The organism is Streptomyces pseudogriseolus (assembly GCA_002154585.1).
Taxonomy (GTDB): Bacteria; Actinomycetota; Actinomycetes; order Streptomycetales; family Streptomycetaceae; genus Streptomyces; species Streptomyces pseudogriseolus.
Map to the genome: position 1 here is coordinate 23,031 of MUNG01000002.1, position 23,195 is coordinate 46,225.

Annotated in this window: 18 protein-coding genes; 8 read left to right on the forward strand and 10 right to left on the reverse strand. The window is 72.1% G+C overall.

Annotated elements, in window-relative coordinates; genetic code table 11:
• Window positions 1-39: 39 nt before the first annotated feature.
• Genes CCN29_RS00110 through CCN29_RS00125 form a run of 4 tightly spaced genes read right to left on the reverse strand, consistent with a single transcriptional unit; the run spans window position 40 to window position 3,552 of the window.
• On the reverse strand, window positions 40-759 hold the full coding sequence (locus CCN29_RS00110) for an ABC transporter permease subunit (RefSeq protein ID WP_006134011.1): 720 nt from the start codon (window positions 757-759) through the stop codon (window positions 40-42).
• 9 nt (window positions 760-768) lie between these two features.
• Window positions 769-1,680 carry an ABC transporter ATP-binding protein gene (locus tag CCN29_RS00115; RefSeq protein WP_086679424.1) on the reverse strand — a complete coding sequence of 304 codons (912 nt, stop codon included), beginning with the start codon at window positions 1,678-1,680 and terminating at the stop codon, window positions 769-771.
• A complete protein-coding gene (locus CCN29_RS00120) occupies window positions 1,677-2,591 on the reverse strand; it encodes an ABC transporter permease (protein WP_006134013.1) in 915 nt (304 codons plus the stop codon). Before CCN29_RS00120 ends, CCN29_RS00115 begins: the two co-directional genes overlap by 4 nt.
• The gene (locus CCN29_RS00125) at window positions 2,581-3,552 is read right to left on the reverse strand and encodes an ABC transporter ATP-binding protein (protein WP_006134014.1); all 972 of its coding nucleotides are present in this window, start codon (window positions 3,550-3,552) and stop codon (window positions 2,581-2,583) included. The genes CCN29_RS00120 and CCN29_RS00125 overlap by 11 nt, the downstream gene beginning before the upstream one ends.
• Window positions 3,553-3,723: 171 nt before the next feature.
• Between CCN29_RS00125 and CCN29_RS00130 the strand changes: the two genes are divergently transcribed.
• The 5 genes from CCN29_RS00130 (at window position 3,724) to CCN29_RS00150 (ending at window position 8,719) form a co-directional block, all read left to right on the forward strand.
• The gene (locus tag CCN29_RS00130; protein WP_086679426.1) at window positions 3,724-5,556 is read left to right on the forward strand and encodes an SDR family oxidoreductase; all 1,833 of its coding nucleotides are present in this window, start codon (window positions 3,724-3,726) and stop codon (window positions 5,554-5,556) included.
• 131 nt (window positions 5,557-5,687) lie between these two features.
• Window positions 5,688-6,239: an RNA 2'-phosphotransferase gene (locus CCN29_RS00135; protein WP_006134016.1), complete on the forward strand. Its 552-nt coding sequence runs from the start codon at window positions 5,688-5,690 to the stop codon at window positions 6,237-6,239.
• 3 nt (window positions 6,240-6,242) lie between these two features.
• Entirely contained in the window at window positions 6,243-6,701 is a 459-nt protein-coding gene (locus CCN29_RS00140) for a hypothetical protein (protein ID WP_086679427.1), read from the forward strand.
• Between the two features lie 108 nt (window positions 6,702-6,809).
• A complete protein-coding gene (locus CCN29_RS00145) occupies window positions 6,810-7,712 on the forward strand; it encodes an LLM class flavin-dependent oxidoreductase (RefSeq protein WP_006134018.1) in 903 nt (300 codons plus the stop codon).
• 119 nt (window positions 7,713-7,831) lie between these two features.
• Window positions 7,832-8,719 (forward strand): Cof-type HAD-IIB family hydrolase, encoded by an 888-nt coding sequence (locus CCN29_RS00150; protein WP_189405629.1) that lies wholly within the window; start codon window positions 7,832-7,834, stop codon window positions 8,717-8,719.
• 25 nt (window positions 8,720-8,744) lie between these two features.
• On the opposite strand, the gene CCN29_RS00155 is transcribed toward CCN29_RS00150, so the two are convergent.
• The 5 genes from CCN29_RS00155 to hisC form a co-directional block, all read right to left on the reverse strand.
• Complete coding sequence (locus tag CCN29_RS00155) at window positions 8,745-9,800, reverse strand: M23 family metallopeptidase (protein ID WP_086679431.1); 1,056 nt, start codon at window positions 9,798-9,800, stop codon at window positions 8,745-8,747.
• A 155-nt stretch (window positions 9,801-9,955) separates the two neighbouring features.
• Window positions 9,956-13,465: a thiol reductant ABC exporter subunit CydD gene (cydD, locus tag CCN29_RS00160; RefSeq protein ID WP_031060720.1), complete on the reverse strand. Its 3,510-nt coding sequence runs from the start codon at window positions 13,463-13,465 to the stop codon at window positions 9,956-9,958.
• 13 nt (window positions 13,466-13,478) lie between these two features.
• Window positions 13,479-14,483, reverse strand: coding sequence for a cytochrome d ubiquinol oxidase subunit II (gene cydB, locus CCN29_RS00165; protein WP_031018189.1), 1,005 nt, complete (start codon window positions 14,481-14,483; stop codon window positions 13,479-13,481).
• Between the two features lie 20 nt (window positions 14,484-14,503).
• The gene (locus tag CCN29_RS00170; protein WP_006134023.1) at window positions 14,504-16,009 is read right to left on the reverse strand and encodes a cytochrome ubiquinol oxidase subunit I; all 1,506 of its coding nucleotides are present in this window, start codon (window positions 16,007-16,009) and stop codon (window positions 14,504-14,506) included.
• A 309-nt stretch (window positions 16,010-16,318) separates the two neighbouring features.
• Window positions 16,319-17,398, reverse strand: coding sequence for a histidinol-phosphate transaminase (gene hisC, locus CCN29_RS00175; protein ID WP_006134024.1), 1,080 nt, complete (start codon window positions 17,396-17,398; stop codon window positions 16,319-16,321).
• Window positions 17,399-17,835: 437 nt separating this feature from the next.
• Between hisC and CCN29_RS00180 the strand changes: the two genes are divergently transcribed.
• The 3 genes from CCN29_RS00180 to CCN29_RS00190 all read left to right on the forward strand — a co-directional run bounded on the left by CCN29_RS00180 (window position 17,836) and on the right by CCN29_RS00190 (window position 21,607).
• On the forward strand, window positions 17,836-18,948 hold the full coding sequence (locus CCN29_RS00180) for a LacI family DNA-binding transcriptional regulator (protein WP_078492901.1): 1,113 nt from the start codon (window positions 17,836-17,838) through the stop codon (window positions 18,946-18,948).
• A gap of 517 nt (window positions 18,949-19,465) precedes the next feature.
• On the forward strand, window positions 19,466-20,554 hold the full coding sequence (locus CCN29_RS00185; RefSeq protein ID WP_086016180.1) for a metallophosphoesterase: 1,089 nt from the start codon (window positions 19,466-19,468) through the stop codon (window positions 20,552-20,554).
• A gap of 183 nt (window positions 20,555-20,737) precedes the next feature.
• Window positions 20,738-21,607 (forward strand): hypothetical protein, encoded by an 870-nt coding sequence (locus CCN29_RS00190; protein ID WP_006134027.1) that lies wholly within the window; start codon window positions 20,738-20,740, stop codon window positions 21,605-21,607.
• Between the two features lie 64 nt (window positions 21,608-21,671).
• On the opposite strand, the gene CCN29_RS00195 is transcribed toward CCN29_RS00190, so the two are convergent.
• A complete protein-coding gene (locus CCN29_RS00195) occupies window positions 21,672-23,042 on the reverse strand; it encodes a VWA domain-containing protein (protein WP_031018180.1) in 1,371 nt (456 codons plus the stop codon).
• Between the last annotated feature and the right edge of the window lie 153 nt (window positions 23,043-23,195).

Consider the following 23,195-nt stretch of genomic DNA (forward strand, 5'->3'; position numbering starts at 1 on the left):
CGGTAGCACCGCCCTCACGCACGTCGGGGGGTGTGCTCCTCACTCCTCGCCGGCGAGCGTCAGCGTGCGCAGCTTCTGGCCGGCGTACCAGGTGGCCAGCACCGTGACGGCGACCAGCGCGATCGTCGCCGTGGTCAGGCCGACGTCCGAGGTGACCAGCTCGCCGCCGGCCACCTTCTCCGCCACGGCGAGGGACCACTGCTGGACGCTCAGCGTGCGCGCGCCGGGCACCAGGGAGCCGAACAGCGCCTCCCAGATGAGCGCGTACACCAGGCCGAAGACCACCGCATGCCGCGAGACCGTGCCGAGTAGCAGGAACAGCGCCGCGTAGGCGATGGAGGCGACCAGGGCCGCCACCGTGTAGGCGACCGCGACCTGCTGGCCGTTGCCGTTGAGGAGGAAACCGGCGATCAGCGTCGGCACCGCGGAGAACACCATGGTGACGGCGACGGCCACGATCAGCTTGGTGTAGATGATCGTGGGCCGCTTGATCGGCTTGGACAGCAGGTACACCACGGAGCCGTCGTCGATCTCCGGGCCGATCGCGCCCGTGCCCGCGATGACGCCGATGATCGGCACCATCGTGGCGAGCCCGAGACCGCCGAGGACGTCGGCGGCGGTCTGGTCGTCGGCGCCGGCAAGGGCGCGCACCGCCAGGGAGATCACGATGAGCAGCAGGGGCAGGGCGCCCAGGATGAGGGCCCGGCGACGGCCGAGCAGGGCCCGGTAGGTGAGCCGGGCGACGGTGGGGTCGTACATCAGGGCCTCCTACGCCGCGACCAGGTACGAGAACACGGACTCGAGGGACTCGTCGGACGGCGAGACCGTGAGCAGGCGGATGCCGTGCTCCCTCGCGACCTTCGGCAGCAGCGCGGTGAAGCGGCCGAAGTCGACGGCCTGGATGCGCAGGGCGCCCTCGGCGTGGTCGACCTCGATGCCGGACGTGGACGGGTCGGCGATCAGCGCGGCCGCGAGGGCGCGGTCGTCGCTGGAGCGCACCAGGTAGCGGTGCGGGCGGTCCGTCATCAGACGGCGGATCCGGCGGAAGTCGCCGCTGGCCGCGTGGCGGCCGGCGACCACGACCTCGATGTGCCAGGCGAGCTGCTCGACCTCCTCCAGGATGTGCGAGGAGAACAGCACCGTGCGGCCCTCGTCGCCCATGCGTCGCAGCAGGTCCATCAGCTGCATGCGCTGGCGCGGGTCCATGCCGTTGAACGGCTCGTCCAGCAGCAGCAGCGACGGGTCGTGGACCAGCGCGGACGCCATCTTCACGCGCTGCCGCATGCCCTTGGAGTAGGTGACGATCTTCCGGTCCTGCGCGTACTCCATCTCCACCGTGGCGAGCGCCTTCTGGGCGGCCTTGGCGCCCAGTCCGTGCAGCTCGGCGTTGGCGAGGACGAACTCACGCCCGGTCAGGAAGTCGTACATCGCCTCGCGTTCGGGGACGATGCCGATGTGCCGGTAGACGGCCTCGTTGCGCCACACCTGCTGTCCGTCGAGGGTGACGGTGCCGGTGGAGGGGGCGAGGAAGCCGCCCATCATGTTGATGAGGGTGGACTTGCCGGCGCCGTTGGGGCCGAGCAGGCCGGTGACGCCGGGGCCGATGGTCATGGTGACGTCGTTGACGGCGACCACGTTGCCGAACCAGCGGGAGACGTGGTCGATGCTGAGCGTGGTCACAGGCCCACCTTCTTGTAGCGGCGCATCAGGAGGCCGTAGCTGGCGGCGATCAGGCCGAGGGTGAACAGGACGTAGACGACGCCCTCGGCGTTGCTCGGGCCCACCCCGCCGGGGAAGGCGGAGGTCGCGCCCAGGAAGGCGGACTGCACGCCGTCGATGAGGGTGATCGGCGAGAACAGGCCGATCAGGGCGATGCCGTCGCCGTCGCCCTGGGTCTCCGCGATCGCCTGGAGGGTGGAGACCGCGCCGTAGGAGATGGTCAGGACGGCGATGACGGCCGCGATGCCGAAGCCCCGGCGCGGGGTGACGGCGGCGATGACCAGGCCGATGCCGGCGAAGAGCAGCGAGAGCAGTGCCACGGAGACGAGTCCCTGTGCGAATCCCTTGGTCTGGTCGGTGAAGTCGAGCTTGGCCAGCAGGGCGCCGACGTACAGCACCAGCAGGGGCGCCGCGGTGAGGATGAACAGGGCCGACGTCAGCGCGGCGAACTTGGCGCGGACGTAGTCGGCGGTCTCGATGGGCCGCGAGAAGTACAGCGGCACGGTCTTGAAGCGCAGGTCGCGGGAGACCGACTGGGGCGCCTGCGAGGCGACGTACAGGCTGATGACGGCCTGCATGATGATCGCGTAGCGCGTGTAGTCGACGGGCAGGTCCTTCGCCTTGGTGGCGACGGCGACGGCCACCATGATGGCGGCGGGCACGCACATCACCACGAACAGCAGCATCGGCAGCACCTTGGACTTCGCCGAGCGGCCGAGGCCGTAGGCGCCGCGCAGGGACTGCGAGTACAGCGAGAGCCTGGCGTAGGAGCGGCCGAGGCGGGGGCCGTCGTAGGAGCGGTAGCCGATGTTGTGGATACGGGTGTCACCCGATCCGGTGGCCGGTGTCCGCGTGGACTGCTCAGTTGCCATGACCGACCGCCTCCTTCCGCTGCGCGTCGCCGTCCGCGTCGTCCTTGAAGACCTCGGCGATCTGGTGCCGCCGCTGTTCCATGCGCACCAGACCGAGCCCGAGGTCGGCGATCACGTCGCGGACCAGGTCGTAGGTGTCCTCGCCCTGCGCGGTGAGCTGCAGGATGTGCCCGGCGCCCGGCAGTCCGCCGGCGTCCTGGACGGTCACCCCGCGCGCGTGGAGCGCGTCGCGCACCGCGCGGGTGCCGTCGGGGTGCTCGTCGGTGTCGGTGACCTCGATCGCGAGGGTGGTGGTGGTCTGCGTGAAGTCCCGGGTGGAGGAGGAGCGCAGCAGCTTGCCGCCGTCCACGACGACCACGTGGTCGCAGGTGCGTTCCAGCTCGCCCAGCAGGTGGGAGGTGACCAGGACCGAGATGCCGAAGTCGGTGTGGATGCGGCGGATCAGGCCGAGCATCTCGTCGCGGCCGACCGGGTCGAGGCCGTTGGTGGGCTCGTCCAGGAACACCAGCTGCGGGTCGTGCACGAGCGCCTGCGCGAGCTTCACCCGCTGCTTCATGCCGGTGGAGTAGCCGCCGATGGGCCGGTAGCGCTCCTCGTACAGGCCGACGTGGCGCAGGGTGTCCGCGGTGCGCTCGCGGGCCGCGGTGGCCGGCAGGCCGGACATGCGCGCCATGTGGACGACGAACTCGGTGGCCGAGACGTCCGGGGGCAGGCAGTCGTGCTCGGGCATGTAGCCCACCCGTTCCCGGATGGCGGCGCCGTCGGTGGCGACGTCGAGTCCGAGCACTTCGGCGCGGCCCTCCGTGGCGGGGGACAGACCCAGCAGGATCTTGATCAACGTGGACTTGCCGGCCCCGTTGGCTCCGACGAGCCCGGTCACACCGGGTCCGACGTCCACGGAGAGCCGGTCAAGCGCGGTCACCCGGGGGAACCGCTTGCTCAGGCTTTCGGTCGCGATCACAGTCACGTCCATGACCGTAGTGACCCGTACCACTGCGGTCGTCAGACCGCGGGGCCGTCTTGGTGTCCCCCTGGAGTCGTACGCGCCCGTAGGGGACGTCCTGCCTGAGAGTTGTCCACAGCTCAGGGCGCCCTGTTGACGAGTTGTCTCACAGCTGCGAGATTCGCCGCTGTGACGGGACTCGAGGGTGCACGGGAACGATGGGTACGGACGGGCGGGGTCGAGCTGTGCGTGGCCGAGCTCGGCGACCCGGAGCGCCCGGCGGTCGTCCTGCTGCACGGCTATCCGGACAGCAAGGAGGTCTGGTCACGGGTCGCGCCGCGGCTCGCCGAGCGGTTCCACGTGGTGGCCTACGACGTCCGGGGACACGGCAGGTCCACGGCGCCGCGTCCGCTGCGCGGCGGGTTCACGCTGGAGAAGCTGACGGACGACTTCCTGGCCGTGGCGGACGCGGTCAGCCCGGACCGTCCGGTGCATCTGGTGGGGCACGACTGGGGCTCGGTGCAGGGGTGGGAGTTCGTGACGGCGCCGCGTGCGCGGGAGCGGATCGCGTCCTTCACTTCGGTCTCCGGCCCTTCGCTGGACCACTTCGGGCACTGGATCAAGAGCCGGATGTCCCGCCCGACCCCACGCCGGGCGGGGCATCTGCTGGGTCAGGGCGCACGCGCCTGGTACGTGTACGCGCTGCACACGCCCGTGCTGCCCGAGCTGGCCTGGCGCGGGCCGCTCGGGCGGCGCTGGCCGCGGCTGCTGGAGCGGATGGAGCGGGTGCCCCGGGACGGCTATCCGACGGCGTCCCTGCCGTCGGACGCCGCACACGGCGCCTGGCTCTACCGGGACAATGTGCGCTCCCGGCTGCGCGCCCCGCGCCCGGACGCCTACGCGCACGCGCCCGTGCAGCTCGTCACGCCGCTGCGCGACCGGTACCTGTCGCCGCGGCTCCACGACGGCCTGGAGCGGTGGGCGCCCCGGCTGACCCGGCGCACCCTGTCCTCCGGCCACTGGGTGCCGCGCAGCCGGCCCGACCAGCTGGCCACCTGGATCACCGACTTCGTGACGTCGGTGGAGGGCGGGCGGTCTGTGGAGGGCGCGGGGCCTGTGGAGGGCGGCGCGAAACCTGTGGAGGGCGGACGGCCCCGGAAGGGCGGGCGGCCCGAGCGGCGGACGGGGCGTCGGTACGCCGACCGGTTCGGCGGGCGGCTGGTGCTGGTGACGGGCGCGGGCAGCGGTATCGGACGGGCCACGGCGCTGGCGTTCGCCGAGGCGGGCGCGCGGGTGGTGGCGGTCGACCGGGACACCGGCGCGGCGCATCGCACCGCGGGGGAGGCCTGGGCGCGGGGCGCCGCGGACGCCTGGGCGGAGACGGCGGACGTGGCCGACGCGCGGGCCGTGGAGAAGCTCGCCGAGCGGGTCACCGCGGCGCACGGGGTGGTGGACGTGCTGGTGAACAACGCGGGCGTCGGCCTGGGCGGCGCCTTCCTCGACACCACGACGGAGGAGTGGAAGCGGGTCCTCGACGTCAACCTGTGGGGCGTGATCCACGGCTGTCTGCACTTCGGGAGGCGCATGGCCGAGCGCGGACAGGGCGGCCACATCGTCAACGTGGCGTCCGCGGCCGCCTTCCAGCCCTCGCGGGCGCTTCCCGCCTACGGGGCGTCCAAGGCGGCGGTGCTGATGCTGAGCGAGTCCCTGCGGGCCGAGCTGGCGGAGCGGGACATCGGCGTGACGGCGGTGTGCCCGGGGTTCGTGACCACGGGCATCACCTCCACCGCGCGCTTCGCGGGCACGGACGCGGAGGAGGAGCGGCGCAGGCGGCGGAAGGCGGCGCGGCTGTACGGGCTGCGCAACTACCCGCCGGAGAAGGTCGCCGCCGCGGTGCTGCGGGCGGTGGTGCGCGACGAGGCGGTCGTGCCGGTCACTCCGGAGGCGCGGACGGCGTACGTGGTGGCGCGGTGGCTGCCGGGGGTGGCGCGGAGGATCGCGCGGGTGAAGCCGCCGGTGTGAGGCGAGCCGTGTCATCGGTGGTTGTCCACAGAACCCCTCGTTCCGCTGTGGATAACCTCACTTGTCTGTGGATCAAACCTTCGGATGTAAATCGATCGCGTGATGCGCGTCTCTCCCGGCAGTCTGAACAGATGGACGAGAGACGCACCGTGCGGGTGTCGAAGTACCTCGCGAAGCATCTGCGCCACCAGCCCGAGCGGATCGGGCTGGCCCCCGACGCGGCCGGCTGGGTCGAGATCGACGCGCTGATCGCCGCGGCGGCGGACCACGGCTTCCCGTTCACCCGGGAGGAGCTGGACCATGTCGTCGCCGCCAACGACAAGCGGCGCTTCGCCGTCGAGGGCACCCGGATCCGCGCCAGCCAGGGCCACACCATCCCGGTGGACCTCCAGCTGCCGCCCGCCGTCCCGCCGGCCTGGCTGTATCACGGCACCGTCGCCCGGAACCTGGACGCGATCCGAGCCGAGGGCCTGCGACCCATGAACCGGCACGCCGTGCATCTCTCCGCCGACCGCGAGACCGCCACCCGTGTCGGCGCCCGCCGGGGACGGCCGGTGGTGCTGTCGGTCGACGCGGGCGCCATGCACCGCGACGGCCATGTCTTCCGCGTCAGCGCCAACGGCGTGTGGCTGACCGACGCCGTTCCCAGCCGGTATCTGCGCTTCGGCGACGGCCGCGGGTAGGTCATGATCGACGGCATGGAGCATCTGCCCACCACCGAGGCCGCCGTCACCGCCCTCCGTGCCCTCGCCGACCGGTACGGACGCGAGATCGAGGTCGTCCACGACATCGGCGCCGACCAGACCTCGCGCCGCACCGCGGCCGGCGTCGGCGTGACCACCGACCCCGACGGCGCCCTCCCGCACGAGGCCCATGTCGAGTTCGGCGGCCTGCCCCGGGTGCGGGTGCGGCTCTTTCCGGAGGACGACGCGCTGATCGACGTCGAGGGCGTCGAGTGTCCCGACGTTCCCCGCGACGACGTGCCCGCCTTCCTGCGCTCGCTGTTCGACGGGCTGGCGTATGTGAAGGCGCGGCGGTTCCCGCCGGGCTACTTCCTCGTGGTGCCGTTGCCGGGGGACCGGACACACAAGGAGTTCATCCCGATGATCGTCCTCACGCCCTGGCTGAGCGCCCGGGTGCGGTGACGGAGGAGCCGCAGGAGCACGGCTGCGCGTGCTTACGACTGCCCCCGCGTGTGCTGCGGGCAGGGTGTGTTTCACGTGAAACCGGACGCGCCGCTTAGGCTCGGATCCATGAGCCTGCGTCTGAGCACCGTGATCCTCCCGTACCGCCGCTGGCACGAAGGCAGCCGTTCCGCCTGGGTGCGGGCCGAGGAGCTGGGCTTCCACGCCGGCTACACCTACGACCACCTGTCCTGGCGGAGCTTCCGCGACGGCCCGTGGTTCGGTGCCGTCCCGACCCTGACCGCCGCCGCGGGCGTGACCGAGCGGATGCGTCTGGGCACACTGGTGACCTCGCCGAACTTCCGGCACCCGGTGACCCTGGCCAAGGAGCTCATCTCCCTCGACGACATCTCCGGTGGCCGCGTCACCCTGGGCATCGGCGCGGGCGGCACCGGTTTCGACGCCACCGCCCTCGGCCAGGAGCCGTGGACCCCGCGCGAGCGTGCCGACCGCCTCGCCGAGTTCGTGCCCCTGCTGGACCGGCTGCTCACGGAGGACGCCGTGTCGTACGAGGGCGACTTCTACGCGGCACACGAGGCGCGCAACATCCCCGGCTGCGTCCAGCGGCCCCGGCTGCCGTTCGCCGTGGCGGCGACCGGCCCGCGCGGACTGCGGCTCGCGGCCCGGTACGGGCAGGCATGGGTGACCACCGGCGACCCGAAGCTGTACGAGGAGGGCACGCCCGAGCAGTCGGTTCAGGCCATCCGCGGCCAGGTGGACAAGCTCGCCGACGCCTGTGCCGGGATCGGCCGGGACGTGACCGAGCTCGACAAGATCCTGCTCACCGGGTTCACCCCGGACCGGAGCCGGCCGCTGGAGTCCCTGGACGCGTTCGTCGACTTCGCGGGCCGCCACGTCGAGCTGGGATTCACCGAGATCGTGCTGCACTGGCCCATCCCGGACTCGGACTTCGCGGCGGACCAGAAGGTCTTCGAACGGATCGCGATGGAGGCCCCGGCGCAACTGCGGTGAACGAGAAAGAGCGCCGCCCTGCCGAGACAGGGCGGGACGACGCCGAGGCCGGACGAGAAGCCGCTGGTGACAGCAGTAATCACTCAGATGTGCGGAGTCCCGCACGGCCGTGCGGGCATATGCGGGACAATGGCCGGGTGACCTCAGCGATCCGAGAGCCCGAGACCCCGGCCGCAGCCACCCCACCGCGGCTCATCGCCACCGACCTCGACGGCACCCTGCTCCGCGACGACAAGTCGGTGTCCCCCCGGACCGTGGCGGCCCTGGCCGCCGCCGAGGAGGCGGGCATCGAGGTCTTCTTCGTCACCGGCCGGCCGGCCCGCTGGATGGACGTGGTCAGCGACCATGTGCACGGCCACGGCCTCGCCATCTGCGGCAACGGCGCCGCCGTCGTCGACCTGCACGGCGGTCCGGGCGCGCACCGCTTCGTCAAGGTCCGCGAGCTGCCCCGGGACAACGCCCTGGACGCGGTGGGCCTGCTGCGCGACGCCGCCCCGGGCACGGTGTACGCCGTGGAGCAGACCTACGGCTTCCACCAGGAGCCCGAGTACCCGAAGCTGCACATGGAGGTCCCGGACGACCTGGCGCCCGCCGAGGAGCTGCTGGCCCCGGACTCCCCCACCGCCGCCGAACCGGTACTGAAGATCCTGGCGTACCACCCCGAGCTGGAGCCGGACGCCTTCCTCACTCTGGCCCGGCTCGCCATCGGCGACCGCGCCACCGTGACCCGCTCCAGCCCGAGCGCCCTGCTGGAGATCAGCGGGCCCGGCGTGTCCAAGGCGAGCACCCTCGCGCTGTGCTGCGCCGAGCGCGGCATCTCGCACGAGGAGGTCGTCGCCTTCGGTGACATGCCGAACGACGTCGAGATGCTGACGTGGGCGGGCCGCTCCTACGCGATGGGCAACGCCCACCCGGACGTGCTCGCCGCCGCCTCGGGCCGCACGGTCGCCAACAACGACGACGGCGTGGCCGTGGTGATCGAGCAGCTGCTGGACGGGCGGAGGTAGTCCCTCCCGAGGTTCGTCGAGCCGGTCAGAGGGTCACCCCGCGCCCGGCGAGCCACGCCACCGGGTCCACCGACGAGCCCATCTCAGGGGTCACCCGCACCTCGAAGTGCAGGTGCGGGCCGGTGGAGTTGCCGCTGGTCCCGGACTGGCCGATCCACTGCCCGGGGGACACCCGTTCCCCCTGGTCGACGGCGACGGCGGCCAGGTGCGCGTACTGGGTGTAGTAGCCGCCCGGGTGCTCGACCACGATCTCGATGCCGAACGCGCCTCCGCAGGACACCCTCACCACCGTGCCGCTGCCCACCGCCCGCACCGGCGTCCCGATGGGCACCGCGAAGTCCTGCCCGGTGTGCCGGTTCGCCCAGCGCGCACCGCCGCTGCCGTAGGAGGCGGACAGCTCGTACGTCTCCACGGGGGCCACCCAGGACGTCGTGTACTGCGCCGGCGGCTGGTCGAGCCGGACGGCGCCACGGCAGGAGCCCGCCGCCACCGAGGCGTCCGCCTCGCCCTGGAGCTTCCAGCGCGCCGACTCGAGTTTCCCCTCGATGTCCTGCTTCAGCGCGGCGAGCTCCTCGTTCCGCTGCTCCAGCTTCTTCCAGGCCGCCGCGGCCTTCGCCTCGTCCCGGGCGAGCCGCGCCTCGGCCCGCTCGCTGCGGCCGAGCGCCTGGTCCAGCGTCACCTCGGCGTGCTGCACCACGCGCTGACCGCGCATCAGCTGTTCGGGATCGTCGGCGAGGAGCATGTGCGCGGTGAGCGGCAGCCCGCCGCCGTCCCGGTACTGGGAGCTCGCAATGCGCCCCAGATCCTCGCGGAGTACGGCGGCCTGCTGCCGTTCGCGGTCGAGCCGCTCCTCCAGCCGCTGCGCCAGATCCCGCTGCTTCTCCGCCTCCTCGCGTCCGGCCTCGTACTGCTCGGTGGCCTTCGCCGCCTCCTCGTAGAGCCGCGCCACTTCGGCGCTGACGGAGGGGGAGCCGTGACCGGGGGCATGGGATCCGTCGCCGTCGGCGGGCCGGGCGGCGAGCACGGCGAGTGCGCAGAACAGCACGGCGACGAGCAGAGGACGGCGGCGGGTGAGACGCATGCCTGCGATCCTGTCCCCGGCCGGGGCCGGGAGGCGCGTTCACGTCGTACACATGGGGGAGGACACGCCCCCGGACGGATGCTTCACCGGTCGCCCTGACGCCTGACGGGTACTGACGGCGCGTCACCGTTGACGGTCTCGCTCGCGGGTGCCGGTCAGGACACCGCCACCAGGGCTCCCGTTTCCTCCTCCCGCAGTGCCATGTCCCGCAACGGACCGTCCACGGTACGGAGCTCCTCGTACCGTCCGCGCTGCACCACCCGTCCCGCGTCCAGCACGATCACCTCGTCCACCGCGTCCAGTCCGGCGAGCCGGTGGGTGACGAGGACGGTGGTGCGGCCCTGGGTGGCGGTCAGCAGATCGGCCGTGAGCGCGTCCGCGGTGGGCAGGTCGAGGTGCTCGGCGGGCTCGTCCAGCACCAGCACGGGGAAGTCCGCGAGCAGGGCGCGAGCCAGGGCGAGCCGCTGCCGCTGGCCTCCGGACAGCCGCGCGCCGTGCTCGCCGACGAGCGTGTCCAGGCCGTCCGGCAGCCCGTCCGCCCATTCCAGCAGCCGTGCCCGGCCGAGCGCGTCCCGCAGATCGGCCTCGGTCGCGTCCTTCCGGGCCAGCAGCAGGTTCTCCCGGACGGTGCTGTTGAACAGGTGCGCGTCCTGCGCGCACAGCCCGACCAGGCGCCGTACGTCGTCCCCGTCCAGCGCGCGGGCGTCCACGCCGGCGAGCGTGTAGGAGCCGGCGCCGGGGTCCAGGAACCGCAGCATCACCTGGGCCAGCGTCGTCTTGCCGGAGCCGGAGGGGCCGACCACGGCGACGCGCCGGCCCCGCTCCAGCGTCAGGTCCAGGCCGGCGACCGCGTCCCGGTCCTGCCCGGGGTGACGGGCGGTGAGTCCCTTGAGGGTGAGCGGGAACGGCGAGACGGGCGCCTGCCGGGGTGTCTCCGGCTCACGCACGGGCGCCGGGGCGTCCAGCACCTCGTACACGCGCTCCGCGCTGCGGCGCACCCGCTGCCGGTGGCGCACGGCGAGGGGCATGCCGAGGACCGCCTCGAACGCCGCCAGCGGGGTGAGGACCACCACGGCCAGGGCGACGCCGTCGAGCCGGCCGGAGCTCACGCCCTGCACGCCGACGAGGCCGGCGGCGGCCACGGTCAGTCCGGAGATCAGCGCGGTGAGCCCGTCGCCGAGACCGGTGACCGCGGCCGACCGTGAGGCGATGCGGGTCAGGACGCCGTCGGCCCGCCGCGTCCCCTCGGCCCGCGCGGGCAGCGCCCCGGCGACGGTCAGTTCGGCGGTGCCGGTGAGCAGGTCGGTCACCCGGGTGGCGAGGTCGCCGCGGGCGGGTGCCAGCCTGCGCTCGGTGCGCCGCGCCACGGCGGCGGTGAGCAGCGGAACGCCCACGCCCGCCGCGAGCAGCCCGGCCGCGAGCACGGCACCGGCCTCGGGCAGCAGCCACGCGGTGAAGCCGACGGACAGGGTGGACACGGCGACGGCGGCGCCGGCCGGCAACAGCCAGCGCAGCCAGTAGTCCTGGAGCGCGTCCACGTCGGAGACCAGCCGGGTCAGCAGGTCGCCCCGGCGGGTGCCGCGCAGCCCGGCGGGCGCGAGGCGTTCCAGCCGCCGGTAGACCGCGACCCGGGTGTCCGCCAGCATGCGCAGCACGGCGTCGTGGGACACCAGCCGCTCCGCGTAGCGGAACACGGCCCGCCCGATGCCGAAGGCGCGCGTCGCGGTGACCGCCATCATCAGGTAGAGCACCGGCGGCTGCTGCGAGGCGCGGGAGATCAGCCAGCCGGACGTCGCCATGAGACCGACGGCGCTCGCCAGGGCGAGCGCGCCGAGGAGCAGCGCGAGCGTGATCCTTCCCCGCCCGGCGCCCGACAGGGCACGCACCCGGTCGAGCACGCGCCCGGGGGCCTTCTCCACGCGCTCGTCGGGGACCGTCCCGGGCCGGAAACCTTGGTCGGACGCGGCGCCTCGCACCGTGTCCGCACCGGTCCGGCCGTTGGCGACCGCCCCGGCCGCGCCCTCCCGGTGCACCTCGGACGCCGGCAGCCGGACCACCCGGTCGGCGGCGGCGAGCAGGGCCGGGCGGTGCACCACGAGCAGCACCGTCCGGCCCTCCGCCAGCCGCCGTACCGCCGCCACGACCTCGGCCTCCGTGGCCCCGTCGAGGGCGGCCGTCGGCTCGTCGAGCAGCAGCACGGGCCGGTCCGCGAGGAACGCCCGGGCCAGCGCGAGACGCTGCCGCTGCCCGGCCGAGAGGCCCGCCCCGTCCTCGCCCAGCACGGTGTCGGCGCCGCGGGGGAGGGCGTCCACGAAGTCCAGCGCACCCGCGTCGCGCAGGGCGCGCCGCACCGCCGCGTCGTCCGCGTCGGGGCGGGCCAGCCGGACGTTCTCCGCGATCGTCCCGGCGTACAGGTGGGGCCGCTGCGGCACCCAGGCCACGCGGCGGTGCCAGTCGGCGAGGTCGAGTCCGGTGAGGCCGGCCCCGCCGACGCTCACCCGGCCCGCATCGGGGCGGACGAAGCCCAGCGCCGCGCCGATCAGCGTGGACTTCCCTGATCCGCTCGGCCCGACCAGGGCGACCGTCTCACCGGGGGCGACGGCGAAGGACACGTCCGTCACGGCGTCCGTGGACCGGCCGGGGTATCGGACGGTCACGTTCTCGAAGGCGAGGGCGCCCTGCGGCACCGTGCCCTTCCCCGCCACGGGCGCGGGTGTCTCGAGCACCGCGAAGATCTCCTCGGCCGCGCCGAGCCCCTCCGCCGCCGCGTGGTACTGCGTGCCGACCTGACGCAGCGGCAGATACGCCTCCGGCGCCAGGATCAGGATGAGCAGACCGGTGTACAGGTCCAGCTCTCCGTGGACCAGGCGCATGCCGATGGTCACGGCGACCAGCGCCACCGAGAGGGTGGCGAGCAGTTCCAGCGCGAACGACGAGATGAAGGCGATCCGCAGCGTCCGCATGGTCGCGCGCCGGTACTCGGCGGTGATCGTGCGGATCGATGCGGCCTGCGCCTTGGCCCGCCCGAAGACCTTCAGCGTCGGCAGCCCGGCGACGACGTCCAGGAAGTGCCCGGACAGCTGGGAGAGCAGCAGCCACTGACGGTCCATGCGATTCTGCGTGGCCCAGCCGATCAGCACCATGAAGACGGGAATGAGGGGCAGGGTGCCGACGATGATCGCCGCCGACACCCACTCCTCCGTGACGATCCGCGCCAGCACGGCGGCCGGGACGACCACCGCGAGGCCCAACTGGGGGAGGTACCGCGAGAAGTAGCCGTCGAGGGCGTCGACGCCCCGGGTCGCCAGGGTGACCAGCGACCCGGTGCTCCGGCCGCCCAGCCACCCCGGGCCCAGTGCCGTCGCCCGGTCCAGCAGCCGCCCCCGCAGCTCCGATTTCACGGCGGCGCTCGCCCGGTGCGCGGCCAGCTCGGTCAGCCAGCCGACCAGCCCGCGTCCGGCCGCCACCGCGACGAGCAGCAGCAGCGGAGTGCGCAGGTCTCCGACGGACCGGCCGTCCTGGAAGGAGCCGACCACGATCTCGGCGATGAGCATGGCCTGGGCGACGACCAGGCCCGCACCGACGGCCCCGAGGCCGACGACGGCTGCCAGGAAGCCCCGGGTGGCACGCGCGTACCGGAGAAGGCGGGGGTCGATCGGTTTCACGTGAAACACACCCTCAGTGCACGGAGTCGGCGATGTGCTGGGTGCCGATCCGCTTGCGGAAGACCCAGTAGGTCCAGCCCTGGTAGAGCAGCACCAGCGGCGTGGCGATGACCGCGAGCCAGGTCATGATCTTCAGCGTGTACGGGCTGGAGGAGGCGTTGGTGACGGTCAGGCTCCACTCCGGGTCCAGGGTGGAGGGCATGACATTCGGGAACAGCGTCAGGAAGAACATGGCCACCGTGGCCACGATGGTGACGCCGGACAGCGTGAACGACCATCCCTCACGCCCTGCCTGATTGGCCGCCAGGGCGGCGACCAGCGAGGCGACCGCCACACCGAGCGCGACCAGGCCGGCCCCGTCACCGCTCTCGATCTGCGTCCAGAGCAGAAAGACCGACGCCAGCACGGCGGTGACCAGCCCCACCTTCAGGGCCAGCTTCCGCGCCCGTTCGCGGATCTCCCCGACCGTCTTGAGGGCCGTGAACACCGTGCCGTGGAAGGTGAACAGGGTGAGCGTGACCAGGCCGCCCAGCAGGGCGTACGGGTTGAGCAGGTCGAAGACGGTGCCCACGTACTCGAAGTCGGCGTCGAGCTTGACCCCGCGCACGATGTTGCCGAAGGCGACGCCCCACAGGAACGCGGGGAGCAGCGAGGTCCAGAAGATCGCCGTCTCCCAGTTGCGCTGCCAGGTCTCCTCGGGCCGCTTGGCCCGGTACTCGAAGGCGACGCCGCGGACGATGAGGCAGATCAGGATGGCCAGCAGCGGGAGGTAGAAGCCGGAGAAGAGGGTGGCGTACCACTCGGGGAAGGCGGCGAAGGTGGCGCCGCCGGCCGTGAGCAGCCAGACCTCGTTGCCGTCCCACACCGGGCCGATGGTGTTGATGAGCACCCGCTTCTCGGCCCGGTCGCGGGCCAGCAGCCGGGTCAGGACGCCGACCCCGAAGTCGAAGCCCTCGAGGAAGAAGTAGCCGGTCCACAGGACGGCGATGAGGACGAACCAGACGTCGTGCAGTTCCATGACAGTGCAGCTCCCTCGGCCTAGTACGAGAAGGCCATCGGCTTGTCGGCGTCACGGAGGTCGCCGCCGAGCTTCGTGGGCGGGTTGAGGTCGGAGTCGCTCAGCTCGGGCGGCCCCGCCTTGACGTACTTGACGAGCAGCTTGACCTCGATGACGGCCAGGACGGCGTAGAGCAGGGTGAAGACGGTCATCGAGGTGATGACCTCGGCCTGGGACACACCGGGTGAGACCGCGTCCCGGGTCTGCATCACGCCGTAGACGACCCAGGGCTGGCGGCCCATCTCGGTGAAGATCCATCCCCAGGCGTTGGCGATCAGCGGGAAGGCCATCGTCCACACCGCGGCCAGCCAGTACAGCCGGGTCAGCCGGGAGCCGAGCGGCCGCTTCAGCAGCACGAGATGCGGCACCTCGTCCTCGCCGGTGCGGTACGCGGCCGGCAGCAGGAACTTCTTCCGGGTGAGCCACAGCCCCAGCAGGCCCAGCGAGAAGGAGGCCATGCCGAACCCGATCATCCAGCGGAAGCCCCAGTAGGCGACCGGCACGATGGGCTTGTAGTCGCCGGGCCCGAACTTCTCCTGGAGCGCCTCGTTCGTGTCGTTGATGCCGGGCACGTACGACTCGAAGTCGCTGTGGGCGAGGAAGGACAGCAGGCCGGGAATCTCCAGGGCGACCTTGTTGTGCCCCTCGTCGACGTCGCCGTAGGCGAAGACGGAGAAGGGCGCCGGCTCCTCGCCGTCCCAGAGGGCCTCGGCGGCGGCCATCTTCATGGGCTGCTGCTCGTACATGACCTTGCCGAGGGTGTCGCCGCTGACCGCGGTGAGCAGTCCGCCGACCGCCAGGGTGACCAGACCGAGTCGCAGGGAGGTGCGCATCACCGGGATGTGCTTCTTGCGCAGCAGGTGGAAGGCCGCGATACCGACCATGAAGGCGCCGCCGGTGAGGAAGGCCGCCGAGAAGCTGTGGAAGACCTGGTTGAGCGTGGTGTTCTGGGTCAGCACCAGCCAGAAGTCGGTGAGCTCGGCGCGGCCCTTCTCCCCGTTGATCCGGTAGCCGACCGGGTGCTGCATCCAGGAGTTGGCGGCGAGGATGAAGTACGCCGACAGCAGCGTGCCGATCGACACCATCCAGATGCAGGCCAGATGGATCTTCTTCGGCAGCCGGTCCCAGCCGAAGATCCACAGGCCGATGAAGGTGGACTCGAAGAAGAAGGCGATCAGCGCCTCGAAGGCGAGCGGGGCGCCGAAGATGTCACCGACGAAGCGCGAGTAGTCGGACCAGTTCATCCCGAACTGGAACTCCTGCACGATCCCGGTGACGACACCCATCGCGATGTTGATCAGGAAGAGCTTGCCCCAGAACTTCGTCGCCCTGAGGTACTTCTCCTTCTCCGTCCGCACCCAGGCGGTCTGCAGCCCGGCGACGAGGGCGGCGAGCGAGATCGTCAGGGGAACGAAGAGGAAGTGGTAGACGGTGGTGATGCCGAACTGCCATCGCGCCAGGGTCTCCGGCGCCAGTGCCAGATCCACGTCGTCGCTCCTTACTTCGCCGTGGTGCAGCAGCCGCGGGCCCGTTCCATCCCCGTCCATCTCGGGAGGAAACGGGATGCGCTTGTGAACGCGTTCACATTCACAAGCAATTATGACTCACTGCTTTTACGACCTGGAAGGGGGGTCCTGTGTGACGTCAACCCCTTCCTCGGTCACGCCCGGACGGGTGAGGCGCAAGCGCGGGACGAGAGGCGGCCGCCCCGGCCCCGGACACGGAGAAGCGGCCGGCGGACGAACCGCCGACCGCTCCCGTCTCCGCAGGTCGGACCCGGTGACGCCCTCGGTTGATCAGCCCTGGGCGCGGAACTTCTCCGTGACCTTCAGGAAGATGTCGTTCGCCTCCGTCTCCCCGACGGTGACCCGTACGCCCTCGCCGGGGAACGGCCGGACGACCACGCCCGCCTGCTCGCACGCCTGCGCGAACGGCACGGTGCGCTCCCCCAGCCGCAGCCACACGAAGTTGGCCTGGGTCTCGGGCACCGTCCAGCCCTGGGCGCGCAGCCCCTCGACCACGCGGTTCCGCTCACAGACCAGGGAGCCCACGCGGCCGATCAGCTCGTCCTCGGCCCGCAGCGAGGCGATCGCCGCCTCCTGGGCGATCTGGCTCACGCCGAACGGCACCGCCGTCTTGCGCAGCGCCGCGGCCACCGGCTCGTGGGCGATGGCGAAACCGACGCGCAGTCCGGCGAGACCGTACGCCTTCGAGAAGGTGCGCAGGACGCAGACGTTGGGCCGCTCGCGGTAGATTTCCACGCCGTCCGGCACCTCGGGGTCGCGGATGAACTCGCGGTAGGCCTCGTCGAGCACCACCAGGACGTCGCCGGGCACCCGGTCGAGGAAGCGTTCCAGCTCGGCCCGGCGCACCACGGTGCCGGTCGGGTTGTTGGGGTTGCAGACGAAGATCAGCCGGGTCCGGTCGGTGATCGCGTCGGCCATCGCGTCCAGGTCGTGCACATCGCCCTCGGTCAGCGGGACCTGCACGGACGTGGCGCCGCTGATCTGCGTGATGATCGGGTACGCCTCGAAGGAGCGCCAGGCGTAGATCACCTCGTCGCCGGGTCCCGAGGTCGCCTGGAGCAGCTGCTGGGCCACGCCGACCGAGCCGGTGCCCGTGGCGACATGAGAGGCCGGCACCCCGAACCGCTCGGCCAGCTCGGCCGTGAGAGCGGTGCAGGCCATGTCCGGGTAGCGGTTGAAGGCGGCGGCGGCGGCCGTCACCGTCTCCATCACGCCCGGCAGCGGGGGGTAGGGGTTCTCGTTGGAGGACAGCTTGTAGGCCACCGGCCCGTCGGCCGCCGCGGGCTTGCCCGGCTTGTAGGTGGGGATCCCCTCCAGCTCGGCGCGCAGCTTGGGGCTCGTCTCGCTCACCGCAGTCCTCCTCGCGAAGACCGGCGGCCATGACCGCCGCCGACATCCAATACTCCTCACCTTATGAGGATTCGGCGTCGCTGCGTATAGGGGCGACGACGGCTCCCGCCTTCTCGTCCGTCACACGGACAACACGGGCAACATCGCCCGTACGGGTGCGAAGGACGTGCGTGTCAGGGGCGCGCCGCACATATATCTACGCGCCGGTGGTTCACGCCGTGGCGCGCATCACCCGTGCAGGTGAGTTGAGACCTCTTCGCAACATCGCACCCTCGCCAGGCGCGCATGCACCGACACGTCAGGGTCCGGTGTCGGGGCGCTCAACACCCGTGGTTTCCGAGGCGATTGAGGCTAAATGATCATGCAGAAACGTGCCTGTCGACGCGTGCATATGCGTCCGCCCTACCCCACCGCATGAGCCCTACTATCGGCTCGCCATGACAGCAGCAGGGAAGCACCAGGTGAGCCGCGCGGAAACCTCACGCCGAGGCAGCCGGCCGGGTCGAGCGGGCATCAGGGACGTGGCCGCCGCCGCCGGAGTCTCCATCACGACCGTCTCCGACGCCCTCAACGGCAAGGGCCGGCTCCCGGACGCCACCCGGCGCCACGTCCGCGAGGTGGCCGACAGACTGGGGTACCGCCCCTCGGCCGCCGCCCGAACGCTCCGCACCGGGAAGTCCGGACTCATCGGCCTGACCGTGACGACGTACGGGGATGAACCTTTCACCTTCACGGAGTTCGCGTACTTCGCCGAGATGGCGCGGGCCGCCACCTCCGCCGCGCTCGCCCGCGGCTACGCCCTCGTCATCCTGCCCGCGACCTCCCGTCACGACGTGTGGTCCAACGTGGCCCTGGACGGCACGGTGGTCATCGACCCCTCCGACCAGGACCCGGTGGTCAGCGAGCTGGTCCGCCAGGGCTTACCCGTGGTCTCCGACGGCCGCCCGGCCGGCTCCCTGCCGGTCACGGCCTGGGTCGACAACGACCACGAGGCCGCCGTGCTCGGCATCCTCGACCACCTCGCCGACGCCGGCGCCCGCCGCATCGGCCTGCTGACCGGCACCACCACCGACACGTACACCCACCTGTCGACCACCGCCTACCTGCGCTGGTGCGAGCGGGTGGGGCAGGACCCGGTGTACGAGGCCTACCCGGCGCACGACCCGTGCGCGGGAGCCGTCGCCGCCGACCGGCTGCTCGCCCGCCCGGACCGCCCCGACGCGGTCTACGGCCTCTTCGACCCCAACGGCACCGACCTGCTCGCTGCGGCCCGCCGCTACGGACTGCGCGTACCGGAGGACCTGCTCCTCGTCTGCTGCAGCGAGTCCACGGTCTACGCCAACACCGAGCCGCCCGTCACCACGCTCTCCTTGAAACCCCGCCGCATCGGCACGGCGGTCGTACAGCTGCTGATCGACGCCATCGAGGGGGTCGACTCGGACCAGCCGGTCGAGCAGGTGATACCGACCGAGCTGATCGTGCGCACGTCCTCCCAGCGCCGGCCGCCCCGCACGACGGTCAGCCCGCCGAGGTCGCCGCAGGGGACGTGAACGCCCGGCGGCGCGAAGGGTCCGCGGACCAGGGGGACGCCTCGCTTCCGGAGGGGTGAGGCGAGGCGGAACCCGGCCCGCTCGGGCTCCCGGGCCCGGCCGCGCACCGGAAGGGCCGGATACCGGGACCGGGGATCCCGGCAGCCCACCGCACCGGCGCGGCCCCGGAAGCAGGGCGACCGGCACGGGCGCGGAGACCGTCCGGGCCCCGGAAGACGGACGACCGGCACAGGCGCGGACACCGTCCCGGAAACGGAAGCCGGACTACCGGCCGGGTGCGGGCGCAGCCCGGTCGGGGGTCCGTGGGGCGTTCGGGGGACGTCCGCGGACCGGTGTCGAACATCATTCGATCGGCCGGAGACCACCACAAAAAGGACAAAAGCCACGGTGAAACGGAGTCCTGTTCTGATTCACCACCCCTGGGTCATCACATGGCGCGATCCGCATTCCTATGATGGGCCCACGACACCGCGGGCCGCTGCGACCAGGCAGTCCGACGCGGTGCAGATGCGGCGCGATGGTGGAGGGGTCGATGACTCAGGGGGCCGGTCAGGGACCCGAGGTGGAGCGGACGGCGACGCTGCGCGACTTCCGGGTACCCGCGTACGTCCACGAGACCGGTCCGTACGTCCACAGCGGCACGCACCCCGGCGACGTCGCCCCGCCGGCCGAGGAGGCGTACCCGGACGGGTACACGCCCACCCAGCGGGACCTCCCGGTCATCAACCGGGGTGACACGGTCCAGGTGACCGTCGACCCCGCGGCCGCCCCGCAGCCCGCCACCGGCAAGGGCCCCCTGTACGTGGTCGGCGACGTCCACGGCTACCTCGACGAGCTGGTGGCCGCCCTCCAGGAGCAGGGCCTCGTCGACTCCGCGGGCAACTGGTGCGCCGGCACCGCGCGCCTGTGGTTCCTCGGCGACTTCACCGACCGGGGCCCGGACGGCATCGGCGTCATCGACCTGGTGATGCGGCTGTCCGCCGAGGCCGCGGCCGCCGGCGGCTACTGCAAGGCCCTCATGGGCAACCACGAGTTGCTGCTGCTCGGCGCGAAGCGGTTCGGCGACACGCCCGTCAACTCCGGCGCGGGCACCGCCACCTTCCAGGCGGCCTGGCTGCTGAACGGCGGCCAGAAAACCGACATGGACCGCCTCCAGGACCACCACCTCCAGTGGATGGCCCGCCTCGACGCCGTCGAGGAGGTCGACGGTCACCTGCTGCTCCACTCCGACACCACCGCCTACCTCGACTACGGCCGCTCGATCGAAGAGGTCAACGACACGGTCCGCGAGACCCTCACCCGCAACGACGCCGACGAGGTCTGGGACCTCTTCCGCAAGTTCACCAAGCGGTTCTCCTTCCGCGACGAGGGCGGCGCCGACGCGGTGCGCTCCCTGCTCAATACGTACGGCGGCACCCGGGTCGTTCACGGCCACAGCCCGATTCCGTATCTGCTGGGCGAGGTCGGCTCCGAGGACGGCGAGGACGACAACGGCCCCGTGGTGGCCGAACCTCACGTGTACGCCGACGGACTCGCCATCGCGATGGACGGCGGCGTCACGATGGCAGGAAAACTGCTGGTACGGCAGTTGCCGCTGACCAACTGAGAGACGCGCGGGCCGTCTTGCGGCGGCCCGCGACCGCATCCCGGGGACGGCAATTTCCGCAGACCCCCTGTCACCGCGCGCCGTCACCGCTCTACCATCGGCTTATCCGTAGCAGGCTCCCCTCCGTTTCTGCCCGACGGCTCGTCAGCATGCCGAGCCCCAAGCCCTACGGAGCATCGGGGGATGCACATGAACAGCGTTCCGCAGCACCTGCTGAGCGAGGACCGCCAGGACTACGAGCGGATTCTCGATGAGGCGCTGCGCTCCGCACCACACCACCCGGAGCTGGCCGCTGTGGGACAGCGGCTCAACTCGGAGCAACTGCGCACGATGGCGCTGAACGCCACCGCGCTCATCAGCGCGGCCGCGGCGACCGAGTACCAGCACTACGTGAAGGTCCGCGAAGAGGCACGACGGCCGCCCACGGTCACCCCGGCCGTGCGCGACGCGGGCAGCGGCGAGGCGGGCTCCACCGGCGCGGCCGGGTTCGCCGCGTCGATGGGCGAGATGGCCGAGGCCGCCGGAGCGGGGGTGGCGGCCGTCCTCGCCGTCCTGGCGCCGGTCCTGGCCGGGACCGCCGCCGCAATCTTCCTGCTCGTCGGCTTCGCCCTGCGGACGCTCGACTCGAAGAACGAGTTCGCCCGCACCATGCTGACCACCGGCTGGGTGTTCGGCGCGGTCACGGCGGTCGCCATCCTCGTCGCCGGGGCGGGCCTGCTGCTCACCGCGCTGCGCAACAAGCCCTCGGCGCTCGGCGGGACGTACCGGGAACTCGACGAAGAAGTGGCCCAGGCGAGGGACGCCTGGCACGAGGCCCTGCTGCAACGGGGCATCGTGCCGTTCCTGCGGGACGCGCTCCAGGGCCCGGCGGACGCCACGGCACTCCAGCACACGGTGCCGCCCGCGCCCGCCGGCCGCATCCCGCACCTGGGGTACGACCGGCCGGGCTTCTCCAGCCCCGAGGACGGGGTGCACCGGGGCACCCGCCCCAGCTACTCCAGCCCGGACTACTCGAGCCCGGACTTCGGAGGGCCGGAACACCAGCCGGAGTAGCGGTCACGGCAGCGCGACGGGGACGCACGCCGGACGGCCGGCGTACGTCCCGGGGGCCCGGGCGTCAGAGGATGCCCGCCCCGCGCGCCGCCCTGATCCACTGCGGGAACTCGGACAGCAGCCGGTCGTACAGCTCCGCGTCCGGGACCGTGCTGATGTCGTCGACGGAGAAGAAGCCGACGTTGTCGACGCGCCGCCCGGGCAGCGTGTCGAACCGCTCCAGCACGCCGTAGTTGGCGCGCCCGAGCCCCACGAACTGCCAGAACACCGGCTCCTCGACGGCCTCGCGCAGCTGCGCCTCGATCTCGGCGTTGCGGTAGACGCCGCCGTCGGAGAAGAACAGCACGAGCGTGGGGGCGGACGTCGGATGTTCCCGCACGTACGCGCGTACCTCCGCGATGACCTTCTGCTCCTCGTTCTGGATGCCGACGTCGCGCATGTCGACCTGGCTCGGATCGAGACCCTTCTTGCGCTTGCGCCGGAACAGGGAGATCTCCCCCACGCGGACGTGCAGCCGCAGCCACTCGGGCAGCTCGCCGAGCCGCAGGTCGGGCAGCCGGGCCGGGTTGGAGGCGAACGTCCAGGCCTGCATCTCCCCGTCGTCGTCCAGCTGGGCGGCGACCGCCGCCATCCGCTCGACGACATCGGCCACTACGCCCTTGGAGTACAGGAAGGACATGGACCCGGAGGCGTCCAGGACGAGGATCACGCGCGCGGTGACCTCGGCGGCCCCGTGCTTGCGCAGACTGACCGCGACCTGCTCCTTGCGCAGGGAGAGCCGCTTGCGCATGTCGACGGGCAGTTGTTCCTCGCCCTTGGTGAAGCGGGTGGAGCCGGACGGGCGCGGTGCCGGGGCGGGCGGTGGAGGCGGCAGGGGCGCGGCGACGAGGGGCGTCTGGGCGGGGTCGTCGACGGTGATGCCGAAATCCGTGGCGAGTCCGGCCAGGCCGGAGGCGTATCCCTGCCCGACCGCGCGGAACTTCCACGCGCCCTGCCGCCGGTACAGCTCGCCGCCGATGAAGGCGGTCTCGGACCCGGCCGCCATGTCGAAGCGGGCGAGTTCGATGCCCGAGCCGGCGTCCAGCAGCCGCAGCACCAGCCCGGGCGCCTGGCCGAAGGTGCCACCGTCGGCCGACGCCCCGAGCACGATCCGCTCGACGGCCGGCTCCACGGAACGCAGGTCCACCTCGACCATGTCGGTGGCGGCCCCGTCGGCGTGCCGCTTGCCCAGGTGCCGCACGGCCCCGGAAGTGTGGCGCGGCTGGTTGTAGAACACGAAGTCCCCGTCGTCACGCACCCGCCCCACCGACGTGAGCAGCAGCGCCGACGCGTCGATGTCGGGCACACCGGGCCCCGCCGACCAGGCGAGTTCGGCCCGCACCACCGGCGCCTCGACGGGAAGATTGGACCCCTTGCTCATCGCCCTCGCAGCCATGGCCCCAGTCTGCCCATCCTCACCCGAAAGCACGAGATGACCCACGGCGCGCCCTCACACGGACGCGCCCGCCCCACGTCCCACCGCCCGGCGCTGGGCGTCACGTGACCGGCCGGGAGGCGGTGACGACGGCGGCCGGGGCCGCCGTCACCG